This is a genomic window from Terriglobales bacterium (assembly GCA_035567895.1).
Taxonomy (GTDB): domain Bacteria; phylum Acidobacteriota; class Terriglobia; order Terriglobales; family Acidobacteriaceae; genus Gp1-AA112.
Genome location: DATMPC010000045.1, coordinates 16208 through 31631, shown reverse-complemented (window position 1 = coordinate 31631; position 15424 = coordinate 16208). Strand labels below are relative to the sequence as shown.

Here is a 15424-nt window from a genome sequence, read left to right as displayed (position 1 = left end):
TGTTCGCTTTCGGAGGAGCCACAGCCGAGGGCGACTGTGCCACAGTGGTGTGACGAATTTTGTGCCAACGCAGCATGCTGCGTTCTTGGATTCAGGCAGTTACTTCACCCGATCACCCGATGGCCCGATCACCCGATTCTTCCGATCACCCGATCTCTTGTTAAACTGCCACGATGGTTGTAGGCCACGCCTCTCACTCGGGCACTGCTCGATTCTCCGCACGATTTCCGAAACTCTCCGCCGCCGGACACTTCCGTCAGCCGGAACACGTGCCTCACCTGAGTCATCTCTTGCTGTCCTCCGTGGGCATAGGTACATATCTCGGTGAAGTCGACTCCGCTACCGATCACCGCTACACCGAGGCCGTATTGGCGGCGATTGCGAACGGCGTGAACGTCATCGATTCCGCAATCAACTATCGTTTTCAGAGGTCTGAACGCAGCATCGGCGCGGCCATCAAGCAGATGCACGCGCAACGCGACGAGTTACTGATTTGCACGAAGGCGGGCTATCTGACCTACGACGGCACTGTGCCTGCGGACCCTCGACGCTATTTCATCCAGGAATACATCGAAACTGGCATCGTTCCACGTGAGGAGCTCGTTGGGGGAATGCACTGCATGGCGCCGTCCTATCTGAAGAATCAACTCGAGCGTTCGCGGCAGAATCTGGGACTCGAAACCATCGATGTGTTCTACATTCACAATCCGGAGCAGCAGCTAGGGGAAGTATCGCGCGACACGTTTCATGACCGCCTGCGCCGCGCATTTGTATCACTGGAAGGGGAGGTGGTCGCGAACAAGATTCGTGTCTACGGTACCGCAACGTGGAACGGCTACCGCCAGGATCGTAGTGCGAAAGACTATCTCGACTTGGCGCAGATTGTGGCCATTGCGCGCGAAGTTGGCGGCGATGGACACCATTTCCGCGCGATCCAATTGCCTTTCAATCTGGGACTGCCGGAGGCCTTCACGAAAGACAATCAGAACATTGGAGCGAGGCAGGTTTCGTTGCTGACTACCGCCCGCGAACTGGGCATGGCCGTGTTCGCCAGTGCCTCCCTGCTACAGGGGAAACTTGCATCACGGCTGCCGGAGGTCGTTCGCGAACGTATGGATTGTGACACCGATCCAGAAGCCGCGATTCAATTCGCGCGCTCAGCGCCTGCCGTGACAAGCGCACTGGTGGGAATGCGTCGCAAGGAACACGTGGAAGCGAATCTGAAGATCGCAGCAAAGCCGCTGGCGAAGGCAGAAGAGTGGGAGAGTTTGTTTCAAAAGCAGCAATGAAAGTCAGCGATTAGCAATTAACTAAACCTGGTTCGCTAATTGCTAATCGCTTATTGCTGCCTTTGAGCTGCCTTATTGCTTTACCGCGCTCTGCCGCTGCTTTGCTAACTGAGCAACAGTCGGCGATTTATCCAAGGCAAGCTGATCGTAGATTCTCTTGGCTTGTGCCGGGTCCTTGTGTTCGTACAGGTCGGCCAGCGCAAACTGGGCGCGTTGCGCGGAAACCGATTGGGTAGGCTTCTTGATTAGCTCGTTGTAAATGTTGATCGCGTCCTGATCCCGATTCGTAGCCTCGTACACCGAAGCTAGTCCCAGTTTGGCTAACGCCGCCAAATCTTTGTTGCCGGTCTCTGCGACCTTCTTGAACTTGCTTTCAGCCTCGGCATATTGACCGCCGTCGAGCGCCGCCGCTGCCGCCATATAAAGGGCATTCTTTCCTGAATCGGTACGAGGGAACTTATCTGCAACCGCCTGGAACTGCTTGGCTGCCTCTGTGTCGCGCTCAGCCGTACTGCCGTAGGTGGGGAAATTTGGATCCGGCAATGCTCCGGCCGCGCGGATAGGAGTGGCATAGGTTGTCAGAGCCTTACCCAACTCTGCACTGGCCTGCTCGTCCTGATGGCTGCGCCAATAGCCATAGGCTCCGCCGGCAAGCACCAACACGAGCACGACTATGCCAAGCAATGTGAGTTGCTGCCGATGCGCCTGTGCCTGTGCGAGGGCTCCACGGGTTACTTCCTGAAATTTGTCTTCCTTTAGTTGATGACGGGTGTAACTCTGCACGAACGGTCCTTCATTGCTGGATTGTCGGCCAAGGAGGGAAAACCTTTGATGGCCAAGAAGTTAGTTTAGCAATCCTGCGGAAAGAGCGTCAATTTCATCGCCGAGATCGAACAGCTCGATGCAGGAAAGGCGGACACCCGTGGGAGGACCTACATCGCCGACTTGCTCCAAAACTGAGCGATTCTCGGCTGGCTGAGCCAGCCACACACGAAATAACCTCCTAGCTTTACTTTGCCTCGTCGATCGCGTGCTTCGTCTCCTGATTAGAAGCTTCTACCCGAGATTCTGGGGAGAGGAGCATGCCCATTTTCCATTTGTCCTTCACCCCGCCTATTTCTAGTTTCAAGGAGGCAATCCCTCTGGCGCGGCCTTTCAGATACACGCTTTCTGCATTTGCCGTAACGGGCGCTACATCGATCGTGAGATCCCAGCCGCTGATGCTCCATTTTTTGATTCGGTACACTTGCACGCCGTAGTCGTGGAGAATTGTGTCAACTGGAGATGTACGAGCACAGTAGCCCGTCGAGTCGGCCCGAAGGTCAAGGCCGGTGAACGTAAGGTCGTCATCATCAAAACCAACCCATATGCCAACCAATTCCTTGGCAGTTGCCGGACTGGCTTTCTTCGACGCTTGGGCTGTGCAAGGCTGTGAAAGCAGCACAAGGCTGAATGTCATGAGGATGCTGCACACGAGGGTCACAGGACGAATCATTTTTCCTCTGATGTCAAAGATGGTACTCGATCACTATCTCAGAATGGGACAATTCGCGGAAAGGGAACGACCGGATCGCGGGATAAGAGACGTACCAGGATGCCAGGGCTTAGTTCGCAAAGCCCTGGCAATTGGCCACGCACTTCACGGAAGTCAATTCGATCTGAGCCTTGGATTTTGCTGGAACATTAACGTTTGGTTCGGGAATCAGGATCAGCGATTGTGCCGCGCCGTTTGGATTCAGTTCGCATCCGAAGTTGACAGATTGGGCGGCGCGCTGCTGGCAAATTCCTCCGGCAACCGCAGACTGCAGCATTTCGGGCTTGCTGTAGAGCTGTTGCGCTATGTCCGATGGAACCACCGCTACCAGCATGGGCACGGACGACTTGAGCTTTACGTCTACCTGTTCACCATCGTGCTCGGGCAACGGCAGACTGAAGGCCTTGAGCACAGTGGTTAACTGGTATTTTTCTTTTGCCAGCCGGACGCCGCGGAATTGCGGGGGGTAACAGTTTTCCACGCAGCTCCAGCGGTAATACTGGAGTCGAACCTCGTTCGCGCTGCCGAAAGCGTCGGCAACGTGCGGAACACCTAGCGCGTTTCCAACGCCAGCGAGAACGGCGTGATCGAATGCGCGTTCGTCGCGAAGGATCAGCGCTACGGAATCATCCGAAGCCGGAAGGTAGCAGCTATAGATAGTGCTCAGCACGTGCTCCTGCACGCAGCGGTATTGCAGGTGATCCGTTACCGCCGGACGATAGATCGCCTGCGGATCCTGCGTGGCGTCGTCCCAATCGCGACGCTGAACTATCGCGACCGTAACAGGCTTCTGCGCCGTTACTTCGAGCTTAATATTGCCGCCCTGGCCGGGATTGTACAAATGCGTCTTTTGTCGAAGCCCCGGCGTCAGCCGCACCGATTCATCGTTGTCGCGCACCCAGTCGAATACCCTTTGCTGGGCGGCGGCAGGCAAGGCCATAAGGCCGACGAGCAATAGCGCTTGAATGGCGGGCTTCTTCATAGCTCGTCGGAGTGTAGGCATCAGGACCCGCCAATCACAAATCATTCGTAAAGAAATGTGTTACGCGCGTAACAACGATGCGCAGTCGTACATGTACGTTGGCGTTCCCACACGCTCGCAATCGAAAACAGCGAGGAGGGGCGAACACGAAGGCCACGGAAGGAGAAAAAGAAGGTCACGGAGAAACTCTTTGTGACCTTGCATTCTCCTTCGTGGCCTTCGTGTTCGCCCGTTTTCGGGCTCTTTGGATGAATTTGTCGCCGAATCGACTGCCCCCGGGTTGTTTTTCGCCTTGTATTTGTCATGCAACCGTCTCGCTCTCTAATAGTTCCAATTACCTAGGCCTTCGTTTAGAGTTACCGTGCAGCAGGTCTCGTTGTTCTTCCCACCCGATTGAGGAGTTCCGCACGGGGTTCTTAGAAAAGAGGATTCTTATGCGTAAGCTAATCGGCGTTCTAATTGCCATCGTCTTGCTCGTTGTCATCGTGATGTTTGCGTTACCTTCGCTGGTCAACGTGAATCAGTATCACGACAAAATCCAGGCTGAACTCCAGCAGAAGCTCCACCGGCAGGTGAAGCTGGGAGACATGAGCCTGAAACTGATTCCATTTTCAATTCGCGTCTCGAACGCGGAAATCGGTGAGGATCCAAGGTTCAATACGGGACATCCTTTTGCCTCCACGCAACAGTTGGCTGTGAGCGCCAAGCTTCTGCCTCTGTTACGCCATGAGGTCCAGGTGAACTCGGTCGAGCTGGTGGATCCCAAAATTGAACTCGTGCGCAATCCGCAGGGAGTGTGGAATTTCGCGAGTCTGCAACAGCCAAGCTCGAACAATGCACCAAGCCAGCCGAGCGCGAATCAACCAGCATCAAGTAAGCCCAGCCCGACACAGCCAGCGCCGAACCAATCTAAACCCAGCCAGCCGAGTTCCGGCCAGGCGTTCTCGCTGTCTGAGCTGAAGATCACAAACGGACAAGTTGCGATCACAGATGAGCAGAAGCACCAGAGTCGTGCGGTATACGATCACATTGACCTCGCGCTTTCCAACTACGCTCCGGGCAAGCCGTTTGATATAGCGCTGGCCGCGCATCTGCCTGGACAAGGCGATCAGTACGTCAAGTTCGATGGAACGGCGGGCCCAATGAACGACCAGAATTCGCTGGCGACGCCGGTCGATGGACGCCTGAAACTGAACCAGGTCTCCTTGGCAGGCGTGCAGAAGTTCCTGAATTCGCCGCAATTGAGCCAGTACGAAGCAGTCGCCAGTGGCGAGGCGAGCGTGCGCAACAACAACGGCAACATGAACTCCACCGGCAATCTGCAACTCAACAATGTTCGCATTCGCGGCGTCGACATTGGGTACCCAATAAAGGCGGACTATAACATCGCCGACAATCTGAACACCGACGTAATCAACATTTCCAAATTGAACCTCAATCTTGGACCAACTCCGATCAGTATGAGCGGAACTGTGAACACGCGGCCCACGCCAGCGCAGCTCAATGTGCAGGTAAAAGCGAGCAATGCTTCGATCAGCGAGTTAGCGAGACTCGCGGGAGCCTTCGGCGTGGCTTTCAATCCGGGAACACAAGTTGCCGGCAATCTCAACGCCGACATTCACGCACAGGGCGCCACGGACCAGCCGGCGTTGAACGGCAATCTCAACGCCCAGAATCTGGTGATTAGCGGCAAGGATATCCCGCAGCCGGTAAAGGTTCCCGCCATTAATCTCGAACTCACGCCGGACGTGGTGAAATCCAACAGCTTCACCGCACAGAGCGGCGGAACATCGCTCAACGGCAACTTTGCACTCTCTCACTACACCACGCCAAATGGAGTTATCGATGCCGCCATCCGTACCTCCGGGGCGAATCTCGGCGAACTCATCAATATCGCCAAAGCTTATGGTGTCTCAGCAGTCGAGGGTATGAGCGGAACCGGAACGCTTTCGCTCGATGCGCATGTACAGGGCCCGATCAAGCAGACTGATCGTCTCGTGTACAGCGGAACCGGATCATTGCAGAACGCGACCATCAACATGCCAACGTTGACGAAACCGCTGCTCGTGAAAACGGCGAACCTGCGCTTCGCGCAAAACTCTGCCGTACTCGAGAATATGCAGGCTTCGCTCGGTAGCACGACCGCCACTGGAACGGCTACGGTCCGCAATTTCTCTGCTCCACAGATTCAGTTCGCTCTTAACGCTGACAAACTCAACATCACGGAACTACAGCAGATTACCGGCGGGAACACCAAGCGGTCCTCCCTCGATAGTTTCTCGCTCGTGCCATCGGCGTATGCGCAGTCGCGTCCGAGCGGCGGTTCTATTTCACGTCTTGGTGGGACTGGAACCTTGAGTGTGGGTACGATCCTGTTCGATCAACTCGTGCTGAGCAATCTCAAGTCGAATCTCACGTTCTCGGGCGATCCAGCAGGGAACTTGATGCGCACGCTGAATGGCGACATCAACTTCAACACCGGCAATGGGAAATATCAGGGAACCGATCTCCTGCATGAGTTGAGTTCCATTGCCAAGTTCTCGCAATCGCAACCGTCGCAAGGCTTCACCAACATCGTGAAGCTGGGAGGCCTGGTCAACATTAAGAACGGAGTAGCCAACACCAACAACCTCCAAGCGGTGATCGATGGCGGAACGATCGGCGCCGAGGGAGCCGTAGATCTGGTGACGGAAGCGCTTAACATGCGTTTGAACGCGGTCCTCAACAAGGATCTGAGCCAGAGGGTTGGAGGCACCGGAATCGGCGGATACTTGAACACAGCTTTGGCCAATAGGAACGGCGAGTTGGTGATCCCGGTGATTGTTACTGGAAACGTCAACAGACCCATTATTGCCCCGGACGTGCAAAAGCTAGCTCAGATGAAGCTGAACAATCTGCTGCCGACCTCGACGAATCCTGGGGCGCTCACGAGCGGCCTGGCGGGACTGCTCGGAGGTAAAGGCGGACAACAACAGCAGGGCGGCGGAATTCAAGGAATCCTCGGCGCGCTGGGCGGACAGCAACAGCAGCAGCAATCACAACAGCAGCCTGCCCAAGGACAGCAGGGCAATGCCCAGCAGCAGCAACAACAACAGCAGCCCAACCCAGTGAATGACATCGTTGGACTGTTTGGAAAGAAGAAAAAGAAATAGGCATCCAGAGCAGCACTCGGCATTCAGCCAATTCGCTCTTGTGGACACAAATGCTCGGTTCACGCCTGGGATCCGTACCTTTTGCATCCCCGCCAGGAAACGAATGGCTGAATGCTGAGCGCCGTCGGCTTTCCGAAGTCCAATTTGAGTCAACGGATCCCATGCATCTTTAATTTGCAGGTCATGCGTGCGAGTCGTATCTTTTTGTGCAGGTGTCTATTTCAGCATGACCCTTTTCGAGGCGAAGGAATACGATCCGGATGTTGAGAAGCGGCGTCGCATGTATGCGATCGCTGGCTTGGTTCTACTCGTCTTCCTGGGATTTCTTGTTTATCACTGGTGGAACTGGCGCGAAGAGCACGCCGTCAACAAGTTCCTAACCGCAATCGAACACAAGGACTACGAGAAGGCATACTCGATCTGGAATGCCGATCCAGATTGGAAACAGCACCCTCAGAAGTATGCCGGATACAACTTCGGTACCTTCGAACTGGATTGGGGCCCGACTGGCGAATACGGAGAGATTCGGTCGCACTCGATCCGTACCTCACTCACTCCAAAGAACTCAAGCGGCGTGGTGGTGATCTCGATGATCAATGACCGCAAAGCACCGTTGGCTCTGTGGGTGGAAAAGAAAGATCGCAGCATCACGTTCCTGCCGCCAACGTTGAATATTCAGATTGAGCCGTAGCACTCAGCCAATCAACCCGTAGTTCAAACAGCAAAAACCACCAAACACTGTCATCCCCCGCTCCGCGGTTGAAGCCTTCGGGCCAGAAGCGATGTGGCTGCGGAAGCGAGGGATGACAGTGTTATGGAGATTTGTAGAGTAGCGATTTAGCGTACGTCTACGTAGGTCGCGCTGAAAAAGCAGCTAACGCCTTCTGCAGCGATTCCTCATTCTCCACATTCAGTCCCGTTTTAGAGCGATCGATCTGTCGTAACAGTCCAGTGAGCACCTTGCCCGGACCAACCTCAATGAAACTCTGAATTCCGGCACCGATGAGCGCTTGAATCGAGCGCACCCACTGCACGGCTCCGGTCACTTGCCGAATCAAAGCATCCCGCGCCTGTTCGGAATCCTGAATTGGTCTTGCATCTACGTTCGTGACCACGGGTACTCGTGGCGCTGAAAACCGCAGTGCGCGCAGATCGAGAGCCAGCCGGTCCTGCGCGGGCTGCATGAGCGAGCAATGGAATGGAGCGCTCACTGGCAGCATCACTGCGCGCTTGGCGCCTTTTTCTTTGGCCAGTGCTGCCGCGCGTTCGACGGCGTCCTTGCTGCCTGAGATCACAATCTGGTCGGGTGAGTTGATGTTTGCTGGTGACACTGTGCCACCGGTCTCTTGCGCAGCCTGGCGACAGGCCGCCTCAAGCGGCTCAAGAGCAAGCGCGAGAATCGCCGCCATAGCTCCTACACCCACGGGCACGGCTTCCTGCATGTATTTGCCTCGCTTGGCCACCGTGCGCACTGCGTCGGCAAAGCTCAAAGTGCCCACTGCGACGTGTGCGGAGTACTCACCCAGACTGTGTCCTGCAACATATTGTGGCTGGATCCCTTTTCCCGCCAGAACCCGCTGAGCGGCCACCGAAACAGTCAGGATTGCAGGCTGTGTGATCTCGGTCAGCTTGAGCTTGTCTTCCGGACCTTCAAAGCAAAGTTGAGAGAGTGAGTATCCAAGGGCCGAATCGGCTTCAGCAAACGTTTCCCGCGCAACCGAGTACTTCTCGGCGAGTTCTTTGCCCATACCGACCGACTGTGATCCTTGTCCAGGAAATAGAAAAGCGAGGGGAGATGTTCTCATGATCAGAGATTGACTCTAACCAGAATTATCGCTGTGTCACAAGTGATTTAAAACAGCCTGCCAGATCCGGCGCTTACCAGATTGGGAGCGGCGATCTCGAGTTGGCGCGAGAGCCAGGAATCGAGATCCGATTTTGCCAGCGGGTTGAGGGTGGTAAAGCGCACGCCAACCCGTCCTCTGTCGTTCGTCCAGACGAATTCGCCTTTGGCTTCCAGCACGCGATTCAGGCCCGGCAGCTCCAGGCGTAGCTGCACTGGCCCGGTCATTTCGCTGGTGCGATTTGTACCCAACGCGACCCCGCCTTCACTGATGTTGGTAAGGGGGACCGGTACATTGCGGACCGAGCCGTAACTCACGTGGACAGTCGCGTTAATTGCGTGACGATGATACCGGCGGCGCTCCCGCAGAATCAGGCCGTGGGCAGCGCGCAAACTTCGGGCGGCGCGATCGGGTGAAACTGGCTTATCGAGCACAAAATTGGCGCCCAGTTCAAAGGCGCCCTTTACGCTTGTCACCCGATTGGTGATGGCGAAGACAATCGACTTCGAATTCGACTTGCCCCTCCGCAACTCCTTGATGACTTCACAACCGCTTTGGACGTCGTCACAGTCGATAAGAATTGCGTCGAATTTCCGGCTTGAGATGGTCTGGCGGGCAGCATCGGTGGAGGTAACCGTTTCCATGTCAATGGTTACGGTTTCCAGCACCCGCCGAACGACGCGCAACATTTCCTGATCGCGTGTGAGGAGCAGGGCTTTCAGCATCACCTGTGAAATGTACCTTCCTTATAACCTGAAGGACAAATAACGGACGTAACTGAACTCCTGCGTATGGCAGCTTAAATCGTTGATTCAGCTTGGAAGTGGCTGATATTAAAGCGTACGGCCGGCGTGGCAAAACCCTTCGTAATGGGAAATTAACGCAGTTGCTTCTTAGTAAGCCGGGAAGTCTTTGCGGCTTTGGCTGGTTTCTCGGCTGAGGTTGTGGCAGGTCCAGCCTGCGCCTTCATCTCGTCGATGATGGAATACAGCTTGGAGCGGTCGACGACTTCCACAAAAGGCTTGCCATAGGCCTTGTTCGAGACCACATAAATGGTGGGCGTGTGCTCGATCCCGACACGCTGTCCGAGGGCAAAATCCGCCTTCACCTGCCCGGCAAACTTCCCGTCCGGATCCACCACAAACGGCAGCGAAACCTTGTTTTGCGAGGCGAACTTCTCGGCATTGCTCCGCAGGTTCTCGGGCGAAATCGCCGGCTGATTCTCGAAGCAGTAGTCCCGCCATGCTGCGCCCAGCGCCTTTGATTTGCTGTCAAAGTACTTGGCGATTACCGCGGCATCATAGGACCAGTTGTGCTTGGGCAGCGGAAAATCATAGCGAACAATAGGGATGTTGTACGTCTTAGCCGCCTCTTTCAGCAGAGGATTGGCATTGGCGCAATCCGGACACTGCAGGTCAATGAACTCGACGATGGCGACGCTCTGTCCTGGAGGAGGCTTCAGGGCTGACGTGTCGGCCGAGTAGCTGAAGGTGCCAAGCATAAGTAGGGTGGCAACTACAAGGAATAGGCGTAAAAGCATAGTTAATTAGACCCGATCCGGCGGTGAATGCTGTAGGTATTTTATCGCGGAAGCGTGGCCTGCCGCAGCTTTTGCAGGGACGCAGCGCCAGGCCAGCTCCTCGCCTGGAAGATGTCCTCCTGCAGCTCTCCAACCCTCACTATGGCAGCTCCGCTTTAACCCTCCTTTTAGGCTCGCGTCGCATCTAGGCACCTAAAGATCTAGGCACCTAAAGACTGTTCCCCCAAACCCAAATGCCCCCGCAACAGCAGCAACCAACGATTCCACGGTAAACAGAGCTAGATGATTAAGCAGCATGCTGCGTCTCTAACAAATCGTGCGCCGGGGATGTTCCTGTAAAATCGTGCGTTTATGCTTCGCTTCTGCACTGCCGGAGAGTCTCATGGAGAGGCGCTGATCGCCGTTATCTCCGGCGTTCCTGCCGGTGTCGAAGTCGATCAGGAGTTCATCAACCACGAACTCTGGCGTCGCCAGCAGGGCTACGGCCGCGGTGGGCGGATGCGCATCGAGCGAGACACCGCGCATTTCATCTGCGGTGTGCGCCACGGCAAGACCATTGGCTCACCGATTTCCCTAAGCATTGAAAATAGAGATTGGAAAAACTGGGAGGAGGCCCTGCCGGTTGGCGCAGGCGATCCGGCAAAGCACAAGCGGGTGGCCTCTCCGCGTCCTGGACATGCCGATCTGGCTGGAGCCCTGAAGTACAACCTGCCGGAAGCGCGCTATGTCTTGGAACGAGCATCAGCTCGCGAGTCAGCGGCCCGTGTAGCGATCGGCGCTGTGGCCAAGCTGCTGCTGAAGACGATCGAAGTAGAGGTCCTCAGCCATGTAATCGCTGTGGGCAAAGCCTCGTTCGAGGGTACGCCGGAATGGTCGCAGATGCTCGCCCTGGCGCAGAAAGAGGAGGTTCTGCTGAGCTGTGTCGATCCCGAAGTGGAACAGCGAATGAAAGCGGAGGTAGATCAGGCGCTGCGCACCGGTGATTCGGTCGGAGGCATCTTCGAGGTAATCGGACACCACGTGCCCCCCGGCCTCGGCACCTATGCTAATTGGGACGAGCGTCTCGACGCGCAGCTCGCCGCCGCTGTGATGTCGTTGCAGGCAGTGAAGGCAGTCGAAATCGGGCGAGGAGTGCACGCGGCGGTTTCCTTCGGATCGCAGGTCCACGATCCCATTGGATATTCGCCTGAGCAGAACGCGAAAAATGGAGACGAGCACTTCACCCGCTTTACTCGCGCGCAGAACAATGCTGGGGGCATCGAAGGCGGCATCTCCAACGGGGAAGACGTTGTCGTGCGTGGATATCTGAAGCCGATCTCCACCTTGCGTCGCCCGCTGGAATCGGTCGACTTCGCCACCCGCGAGCCCGTAAAGGCCGCGTACGAACGCTCCGATGTCTGCGTAGTTCCCGCCGCGGGTGTCGCCGCTGAAGCGATGGTAGCGCTAACCCTGGCGCGCTGCGCGCTGGAAAAGTTCGGCGGTGATTCCGTGATGGAAATGGAGAGGAATTACAAATCGTATTGCAAGCAGATCGCGGAGTACTGAGCAAGCACGCAGAATGATCTATCCCATCGTGAACTATGGCGATCCCGTTTTGGAGAAACCCGCCGCCCCAGTCAGCGTTTTTGATGACGAGCTGAAAAAGCTCATCGATGACATGTTCGAATCCATGTACGCCGCGCACGGAGTGGGGCTCGCCGCCCCGCAGATCGGGATTCCCAAACGAGTCGCGGTGATCGATTGTTCCTTCAAAGAGGATCCGAGCGCCAAGATGGTGATCATCAATCCCGAGATCGTGAAGAAAGAGGGACGCCAGACCCACAGTGAAGGATGTTTGAGCCTTCCTGACTTCCGAGAGAACGTTACACGCGCCATGAAGTGTACGGTTCGCGCGCAGGACGCGGAAGGTAAGTGGTTCGAGGCCGAAGGAGAAGAGCTGCTGGCTCGTGCCATGCAGCACGAAACTGATCACCTGAATGGGAAACTATTCATCTCGCATATCAGCGGGCTGAAGCGAGATCTGATCAAACGCAAGATCAAGAAACTCCAGAAACTCGGCGACTGGTAATTGCAATCTGCTGATTTCTTGTTAGAGGGCGCGCAACTTTTTGCGAGCTAGTACTCTCCGCGTCGGCGCCAAGTAAATCCTTCCCTCGCGCAACTCGGGCCAGCAGCCAACCTTTTCTTGTGCCTGCAACTGACTGAAAGCAATCGAACTATCCCGAGCTGCTGCCACATTCTTTGGTAAGCCACTTGCCCTTTCTGTGCTACGTGCATACGAGAATCGAAATGAACCCAGCCAGAAAGCTTGGAGCTGAGCAGCCACGGAAACCAGGAGATGTTGTTCCCGAATCAGGCATTTACAACGTCCTGCATGTCCGTTGCACGTCCGACGTGAGGGAAGCCACGTTCGTTGTTGGTCAGCAGCTCCCGCCTTGTCGCGTTTGCGGATCGAGGGTCCGCTTCCAACTGAAGCAGGCGATTCCCCACATCAGCGAAGACCGTGATTTCAAGAGGTAACTTAAGCGCCCATCTTGGTGCAGAGTTCCCGGACCGCACTACGATCGTTAGGCGAGAGGCGGAGAAACTCGAATCCATGGCGCATCCCATTTCGGTAGCGCAGGCGTGCATTCACATTAATTTCTTCCCGCGAACGTGCACCTGGAAAACGCAGCGTGACGCTCTTTCGCGGGTATCTGAGGCCTTTTTCGATCATGATGCCCAGGCCGCCTTCACTCAAAGTGGTGGCGTGCCCACGCAGTAATATCGGATTTCTGGAGTGACGAGCCTCGACAAGAATGATGGGGAGATTGACCTCCACGCGGCGGAAGGCTCGTACGCTGTCGTACTCTTTTGATTTTGGTACGGGACCGAGATCGAGTGGCCCAGCCAGATCCCAGTCATGATGGACGTGCTCAGTTTCGCGCGCTAGCTCATATTGGACCGCGCCTCGACACGAGCGACAAATGGGAAATTCTTCTCCGCGCACAACGATAGCCTCGTGCGGCGGACGATGACGGGCCAAGTGCTTGACCAGGTAAACACCGCTCGCAGGCGCGAGCTCACCCGGACGGCAGATTACCTTCTGCGAAAAATCGGCAGCCACAACACCTCGATCTACGAAACTCGCCATCGTCAAGGAGAAACCGGGAGAACCTCGGCCAGAGGAGACTTCCAAGCATCATCTTGCGTGCTGCCTTCTCACCATAATTATCACGAACTGTGCATAACGGTAGTGTTAGTGTGTTCTGCTGATTATTTGCGTTTTATCGGTACCTTGCCGATTTCCTGAACTGCCGTACCACCAGCTCGAGGAAGTTTTCGAGGTCCCGTTTCTGATCTTCCGGCACCTCCAGTTTTGTGGAGACATGATCCGCAATTCGTTTTGCGGACTGCTGTCGCACACTGGGGGGAAGATCCAGGCGGCGGAGCAGGAATGCTTCAATCATTTGGACCTCTTCAGGGGTGATCTTCTCGATGCCCACGAACGTGGTTTGATCATCGGCGCGCGTGTTCCAGAACGGCTGCGACTCCTCCGGCGGCCGATCATGGACCACGACGGTCCCCGAAACATAATCGCCCAGGCGCTTGTTCTGTGCGCTTAGGAAAACGCTAATCATTCCGACAGCATAGAAGCCTGGCAGCAGGTCCACGGAGCGCAACAGGTTTCGTCCAATGGCTTCTTTCGCTGTGATCTCGCGCCCCGAATCGCGGATTACTCGAATTCCGGCCTGGCGCTTGCCCGGAGTTTGTCCCTTCCAGAGCGCCTCGAAGATCGCGAAATATCCCCAGTAAAGAAGGAAGAAAACAAAGATATAAAGCGCGACGGCCCACTTACCCAGCTCCGGCGAGAGGCTGATGCCAGCCCCAAGAATGGCCAGCAGAATAAACAACACAGACAGCGCAACGAATTGAATCAGGCTATCGACGAACAGCGCCATGAAGCGGCTTCCGATGCCGGCGAGTGGAAACTCGAGCTGCACCTGCTCTGGAGTGTCGATGATAAGCTTGTCGAGATTCTCGCTCATGATTTCTACATACTGGCTCGAAAAGCGAAGACCGTATTGGGAAGAGCTGGAAAAGCTTCTCGCTCAGTCCAGAACTTCAGGCATTGGAGCTCTGAACCGTCGCGAGCTGCGCAGCCTCAGTCTGTTATATCGTCAAGTCGCCGCCGATCTGTCGATTCTGCGCCAGGACCAAAGTGCTCAGCATTACGCTCGACACCTGAACCAAGTGCTCGCCCGCGTTCACAATACCATTTACATCGGCCAACGTGGCAGCGCGCTCGATGTCTTGCGTTTCTTTACGCGAACGTTCCCTGAAGTCTTCCAGCGCAACCTCCTCTATGTGCTGGTCGCTTTCATAATTTTCTTTGCCGGTAGTGTCGCTGGCTTGCTGACGACGCTCTACAACCCGAATTTCCAGCTTCAGGTACTCGGGCCCGAGATGGTGGATACGATTGAGCACCACAAAATGTGGACACATTCGGTGGTCGCTATAAAGCCTGTCGCGAGCAGCGCGATCATGACCAACAATCTCTCGGTTACGTTCATGACCTTTGCCATGGGCATCACGGCAGGACTGGGAACGTTGTACATGATCTTCTTCAATGGCCTGCTGATTGGCGTGGTTGGCACGGCCTGCTGGCTCAATCAGATGAGCCTCCCGCTGTGGAGCTTCGTAGCGCCTCACGGGGTCCTGGAGCTGCCCTCGATTTTTATCGCCGGTGGGGCCGGATTGCGCATTGCCCACGGGCTGCTCTTTCCGGGCTTTCTATCGCGGAAGGATTCGTTGCAAGCTGCCGGCAGCGATGCCATTCAATTGATTATCGGAACCATTCCCATGCTCGTGATTGCAGGTATTCTTGAGGCTTTCCTCTCACCCACTTCAGAATCTGTCTTGCTGAAATTCAGCATTGCTGCTGGGTTGTTCCTGTTGCTGGTGTTGTACTTGAGTAGTGCGCGTTTGACTGCTAACAGCCAACGACTCTCGTCCTTGACGACCACCCCTGAACGACTGTCATCCTGAGCCCTCTTTTGGCGAAGGACTTCCCGAGATGATTGAGACTAATGTGCCGCGTCGT

General features: G+C 55.6%; 15 protein-coding genes. 7 read left to right on the top strand and 8 right to left on the bottom strand.

Annotated elements, in window-relative coordinates; all coding sequences use genetic code 11:
* The first annotated feature begins 290 nt into the window (after positions 1-290).
* Positions 291-1289 carry an aldo/keto reductase gene (locus VNX88_09565; protein HWY68901.1) on the top strand — a complete coding sequence of 333 codons (999 nt, stop codon included), beginning with the start codon at positions 291-293 and terminating at the stop codon, positions 1287-1289.
* Positions 1290-1361: 72 nt separating this feature from the next.
* Here the strand turns inward: VNX88_09565 and VNX88_09560 are convergent, their stop codons facing one another.
* The 3 genes from VNX88_09560 to VNX88_09550 all read right to left on the bottom strand — a co-directional run bounded on the left by VNX88_09560 (position 1362) and on the right by VNX88_09550 (position 3826).
* Positions 1362-2072, bottom strand: coding sequence for a tetratricopeptide repeat protein (locus VNX88_09560; GenBank protein ID HWY68900.1), 711 nt, complete (start codon positions 2070-2072; stop codon positions 1362-1364).
* 226 nt (positions 2073-2298) lie between these two features.
* Positions 2299-2784, bottom strand: a complete 486-nt coding sequence (locus VNX88_09555) for a hypothetical protein (GenBank protein ID HWY68899.1) — start codon at positions 2782-2784, stop codon at positions 2299-2301.
* 109 nt (positions 2785-2893) lie between these two features.
* The gene (locus VNX88_09550) at positions 2894-3826 is read right to left on the bottom strand and encodes a hypothetical protein (protein HWY68898.1); all 933 of its coding nucleotides are present in this window, start codon (positions 3824-3826) and stop codon (positions 2894-2896) included.
* Between the two features lie 413 nt (positions 3827-4239).
* Here VNX88_09550 and VNX88_09545 point away from each other — a divergent pair, with 413 nt between their 5' ends.
* Positions 4240-6957 (top strand): AsmA family protein, encoded by a 2718-nt coding sequence (locus tag VNX88_09545; protein HWY68897.1) that lies wholly within the window; start codon positions 4240-4242, stop codon positions 6955-6957.
* 226 nt (positions 6958-7183) lie between these two features.
* Positions 7184-7648 carry a hypothetical protein gene (locus VNX88_09540; protein HWY68896.1) on the top strand — a complete coding sequence of 155 codons (465 nt, stop codon included), beginning with the start codon at positions 7184-7186 and terminating at the stop codon, positions 7646-7648.
* Between the two features lie 157 nt (positions 7649-7805).
* Here VNX88_09540 and fabD read toward each other — a convergent pair whose 3' ends face one another.
* The 3 genes from fabD to VNX88_09525 all read right to left on the bottom strand — a co-directional run bounded on the left by fabD (position 7806) and on the right by VNX88_09525 (position 10341).
* Entirely contained in the window at positions 7806-8762 is a 957-nt protein-coding gene (fabD, locus tag VNX88_09535; GenBank protein ID HWY68895.1) for an ACP S-malonyltransferase, read from the bottom strand.
* A 47-nt stretch (positions 8763-8809) separates the two neighbouring features.
* On the bottom strand, positions 8810-9526 hold the full coding sequence (locus tag VNX88_09530) for a response regulator (GenBank protein HWY68894.1): 717 nt from the start codon (positions 9524-9526) through the stop codon (positions 8810-8812).
* A 152-nt stretch (positions 9527-9678) separates the two neighbouring features.
* Entirely contained in the window at positions 9679-10341 is a 663-nt protein-coding gene (locus VNX88_09525) for a thioredoxin domain-containing protein (GenBank protein ID HWY68893.1), read from the bottom strand.
* Positions 10342-10692: 351 nt separating this feature from the next.
* Here VNX88_09525 and aroC point away from each other — a divergent pair, with 351 nt between their 5' ends.
* The 3 genes from aroC (at position 10693) to VNX88_09510 (ending at position 12861) form a co-directional block, all read left to right on the top strand.
* Positions 10693-11886, top strand: coding sequence for a chorismate synthase (gene aroC, locus VNX88_09520; protein HWY68892.1), 1194 nt, complete (start codon positions 10693-10695; stop codon positions 11884-11886).
* A 13-nt stretch (positions 11887-11899) separates the two neighbouring features.
* On the top strand, positions 11900-12409 hold the full coding sequence (def, locus tag VNX88_09515; GenBank protein ID HWY68891.1) for a peptide deformylase: 510 nt from the start codon (positions 11900-11902) through the stop codon (positions 12407-12409).
* Between the two features lie 221 nt (positions 12410-12630).
* Positions 12631-12861, top strand: coding sequence for a hypothetical protein (locus VNX88_09510; protein ID HWY68890.1), 231 nt, complete (start codon positions 12631-12633; stop codon positions 12859-12861).
* Position 12862: 1 nt separating this feature from the next.
* On the opposite strand, the gene VNX88_09505 is transcribed toward VNX88_09510, so the two are convergent.
* On the bottom strand, positions 12863-13447 hold the full coding sequence (locus VNX88_09505) for a PilZ domain-containing protein (protein ID HWY68889.1): 585 nt from the start codon (positions 13445-13447) through the stop codon (positions 12863-12865).
* Between the two features lie 160 nt (positions 13448-13607).
* Complete coding sequence (locus tag VNX88_09500; protein ID HWY68888.1) at positions 13608-14369, bottom strand: RDD family protein; 762 nt, start codon at positions 14367-14369, stop codon at positions 13608-13610.
* On the opposite strand from VNX88_09500, the gene VNX88_09495 reads away from it, so the two are divergent.
* Positions 14368-15369 carry a stage II sporulation protein M gene (locus VNX88_09495; protein HWY68887.1) on the top strand — a complete coding sequence of 334 codons (1002 nt, stop codon included), beginning with the start codon at positions 14368-14370 and terminating at the stop codon, positions 15367-15369. The two genes, VNX88_09500 and VNX88_09495, sit on opposite strands and share 2 nt — an antisense overlap.
* Positions 15370-15424: the final 55 nt, after the last annotated feature.

Coding starts and splice junctions, on each gene's coding strand:
- VNX88_09555 (HWY68899.1), bottom strand. CDS start 2,784: ATGATTCGTCCTGTGACCCTCGTGTGCAGCATCCTCATGACATTCAGC.
- VNX88_09550 (HWY68898.1), bottom strand. CDS start 3,826: ATGCCTACACTCCGACGAGCTATGAAGAAGCCCGCCATTCAAGCGCTA.
- VNX88_09545 (HWY68897.1), top strand. CDS start 4,240: ATGCGTAAGCTAATCGGCGTTCTAATTGCCATCGTCTTGCTCGTTGTC.
- VNX88_09540 (HWY68896.1), top strand. CDS start 7,184: ATGACCCTTTTCGAGGCGAAGGAATACGATCCGGATGTTGAGAAGCGG.
- fabD (HWY68895.1), bottom strand. CDS start 8,762: ATGAGAACATCTCCCCTCGCTTTTCTATTTCCTGGACAAGGATCACAG.
- VNX88_09530 (HWY68894.1), bottom strand. CDS start 9,526: ATGCTGAAAGCCCTGCTCCTCACACGCGATCAGGAAATGTTGCGCGTC.
- VNX88_09525 (HWY68893.1), bottom strand. CDS start 10,341: ATGCTTTTACGCCTATTCCTTGTAGTTGCCACCCTACTTATGCTTGGC.
- aroC (HWY68892.1), top strand. CDS start 10,693: ATGCTTCGCTTCTGCACTGCCGGAGAGTCTCATGGAGAGGCGCTGATC.
- def (HWY68891.1), top strand. CDS start 11,900: ATGATCTATCCCATCGTGAACTATGGCGATCCCGTTTTGGAGAAACCC.
- VNX88_09510 (HWY68890.1), top strand. CDS start 12,631: ATGAACCCAGCCAGAAAGCTTGGAGCTGAGCAGCCACGGAAACCAGGA.
- VNX88_09495 (HWY68887.1), top strand. CDS start 14,368: ATGATTTCTACATACTGGCTCGAAAAGCGAAGACCGTATTGGGAAGAG.
- VNX88_09500 (HWY68888.1), bottom strand. CDS start 14,369: ATGAGCGAGAATCTCGACAAGCTTATCATCGACACTCCAGAGCAGGTG.